Consider the following 3,186-nt stretch of genomic DNA (forward strand, 5'->3'; position numbering starts at 1 on the left):
AGGCCGCGAGGCCTCCCCCTTCTACATTCCCAATGGCGGCTCGGTGCCGTCCACCGGTCAGCGGCGCCCTGGCCTCCCACGGGCTGACCCCGCAGTACTCTCGGCGCGATGGGGCTTAGCTTCCGGGTTCGGAACGGGACCGGGCGTGCCCCCCATGCTCTGGCCGCTGACCGGTGGGCGGCGCCCACCGTTCTCGGTGTCCGGGTGTCCCTCTCACGTGCCCTGGGGGCCGCATGGCGTATAGGAAAGATGACTCGGGGGCATCCTCGTGCCCGGACCGCGCATGGGCGCTGGGTCCCGCGGGCCGCGAGGTGCGGTTCCGGAAGAGCTCGGGCGATTAGTGCGGCTCGGCTGAGGACGTCGCCGTCCTTGCACCTGCCGTCTATCGACCAGGTAGTCTACCTGGGCCCTTACCGGAAGGAGAACTAATCCCTGGAACGGCTTCCCGCTTAGATGCCTTCAGCGGTTATCCGCGCCGCACGCGGCTACCCGGCCGTGCCGTTGGTCGACAACCGGTTCACCGGAGGTGCGTCCACCCCGGTCCTCTCGTACTGGGGGCAGCCTCCATCGATTCTCCTGCGCCCACGGAGGATAGGGACCGAACTGTCTCACGACGTTCTGAACCCAGCTCGCGTACCGCTTTAAACGGCGAACAGCCGTACCCTTGGGACCTGCTCCAGCCCCAGGATGCGATGAGCCGACATCGAGGTGCCAAACCTTGCCGTCGATGTGGACTCTTGGGCAAGATCAGCCTGTTATCCCCGGAGTACCTTTTATCCGTTGAGCGACGGCCCACCCACTCGGGGCCGCCGGATCACTAGAGCCTGCTTTCGCACCTGCTCGGCTTGTGGGCCTCGCAGTCAAGCCCGCTTGTACTCTTGCATTCAAAAGGACGGTTGCCGACCGTCCCGAGCGGACCTTCGCGCGCCTCCGTTACCCTTTAGGAGGCGACCGCCCCAGTCAAACTGCCCGCCTGGCACGGTCCCCGAGCCGGTTGACGGCCTCGGGTTAGGACGCCGGTCGCGCGAGGGCAGTATTCCAAGGGCGGCTCCCCGGGGGCTGGCGCCTCCGGATCGATGCCTCCTGCCTATCCTCTACACGCGGGACCAGCGGCCAATGCCAAGCTGCAGTGAAGGTTCACGGGGTCTTTCCGTCCTTCCGCGGGTAAGTCGCATCTTCACGACCAGTGCAATTTCACCGGGTCCATGGTCGAGACAGCGCCCAAGTCGTTGCGCCTTTCGTGCAGGTCGGAACTTACCCGACAAGGAATTTCGCTACCTTAGGACCGTTATAGTTACGGCCGCCGTTTACCGGGGCTTGGCTTCGGGGCCTCGCCTTAACGGCTAACCCCTCCGCGTGACCTTCCGGCACCGGGCAGGCGTCAGACCCTATACGTCGCCTTGCGGCTTCTGCAGAGTCCTGTGTTTTTGGTAAACAGTCGCTTGGGCCTCTCCACTGCGGCCCGCCTCCGCTCCCGGAGCAAGTCCGTTCACGTACGCGCGGGCACCCCTTCTCCCGAAGTTACGGGGCCATTGTGCCGAGTTCCTTGACCATGGTTGACCCGATCGCCTCGGTATGTTCTACCCACCCACCTGTGTCGGTTTGCGGTACGGGCGCGCACGCGCCTGCCTAGGGGTTTTTCTAGGGACCTCGGGCTCACTCGCTTCGCTTAAGTGCTTCGTCCGGAGCCTCGCCCTTCTGCGGACCGGATTTCCCTGGTCCGCGGGCCGCGCTCCATCACGGGGACGTCCAGAACCCCGCCGAGCCACCCCCATCCGTCGCCCCGTCGGTCGTAGCGCCGCGTGCGCGGTGCAGGAATGTCTGCCTGCTGCGCGTCGGCTACGCCTCCCGGCCTCGCCTTAGCCCCCGACTGACCCTGGGAGGATTAGCCTTGCCCAGGAAACCTCGGGTTCACGGCGGACGAGTTACTCTCTCGTCTCTCGCTACTCATGCCAGCATTCTCACTCCCATGCGCTCCACCGTCGGTCGCCCTCCGGCTTCTCCGCCCATGGGAAGCTCCCCTACCGATTCTAATGAATAAAATCCCGCCGCTTCGGTGTCCAGCTTAGCCCCGTGTATTGTCGGCGCATGTCCACTCGACCAGTGAGCTGTTACGCACTCTTTGAATGCATGGCTGCTTCTAAGCCAACATCCTGGTTGTCTGGGCGGACGCACATCCTTTGCCACTCGGCTGGAACTTGGGGACCTTAGCGGGCGGTCCGGGCTGTTTCCCTCTCGAGCACACAGCTTAGCCCACATGCTCTGACTGCCGCGCTCTGGGCCGCCGGCATTCGGAGTTCGGTTGGATTCGGTAGGCGGCGAAGCCCCCTCGTCCATCCGGTGCTCTACCTCCGGCGGTGAACGCGCGACGCTAGCCCTAAAGCTATTTCGGGGAGAACGAGATATCTCCGGGTTTGATTGGCCTTTCACCCCTATCCGCAGGTCATCGCCGCCGTTTTCAACCGACGTGCGTTCGGCCCTCCACGGGGTCTTACCCCCGCTTCAGCCTGCCCACGGATAGCTCACCCGGCTTCGCGTCCGCGGCGCGGGACTCAAGTCGCCCTGTTAAGGCTCGCTTTCGCTCCGGCTCCCTTTCGGTTAACCTCGCCCCGCGCCAGCGACTCGCTGGCTCATTCTACAAAAGGCACGCCGTCACACCCTAAAAGGGTGCTCCGACTGCTCGTGGGCGCACGGTTTCAGGTACTGTTTCACTCCCCTCCCGGGGTGCTTTTCACCTTTCCCTCACGGTACTGGTGCGCTATCGGTCACAGGGTAGTACTCAGGCTTGGATGGTGGTCCACCCAGGTTCGGACCGGGTTTCACGTGCCCGGCCCTACTCAGGGACCGCGTCGCGCCGTCCGGTCTGGGTTCGCGTACGGGGCTGTCACCCGCTGCGGCCGGCCCTCCCATGCCGTTCCGCTCCCCAGCCGGACCTGCGCCCGGGGGCGGCAGCCCCCGGATGCGCGGCCCTGCAACCCCGTCGGCGGAACCCCTGCCGGGTACGCCCGCTCGACGGTTTGGCCATCGGTCCCCTTTCGCTCGCCGCTACTCGGGGAGTCTCGAGATTGATTTCCTCTCCTCCGGGTACTTAGATGTTTCAGTTCCCCGGGTCGTCCTCCCCACCCCTATGTGTTCGGGGTGGGGATATCCACACTGCTGTGGATGGGTTCGCCCATTCGGAGACCC

At 64.9% G+C, this 3,186-nt stretch carries 2 rRNA genes (1 of these 2 only partly in view); both read right to left on the bottom strand.

What is annotated here, in order from left to right:
- Nucleotides 1–55: 55 nt before the first annotated feature.
- Nucleotides 56–171, bottom strand: a 5S ribosomal RNA gene (gene rrf, locus DW823_RS09490).
- Between the two features lie 146 nt (nucleotides 172–317).
- Nucleotides 318–3,186 (bottom strand): 23S ribosomal RNA (locus tag DW823_RS09495) (it continues 182 nt past the right edge of the window).

The sequence above is a fragment of the Collinsella sp. AM34-10 genome (genome assembly GCF_003469185.1).
Taxonomy (GTDB): domain Bacteria; phylum Actinomycetota; class Coriobacteriia; order Coriobacteriales; family Coriobacteriaceae; genus Collinsella.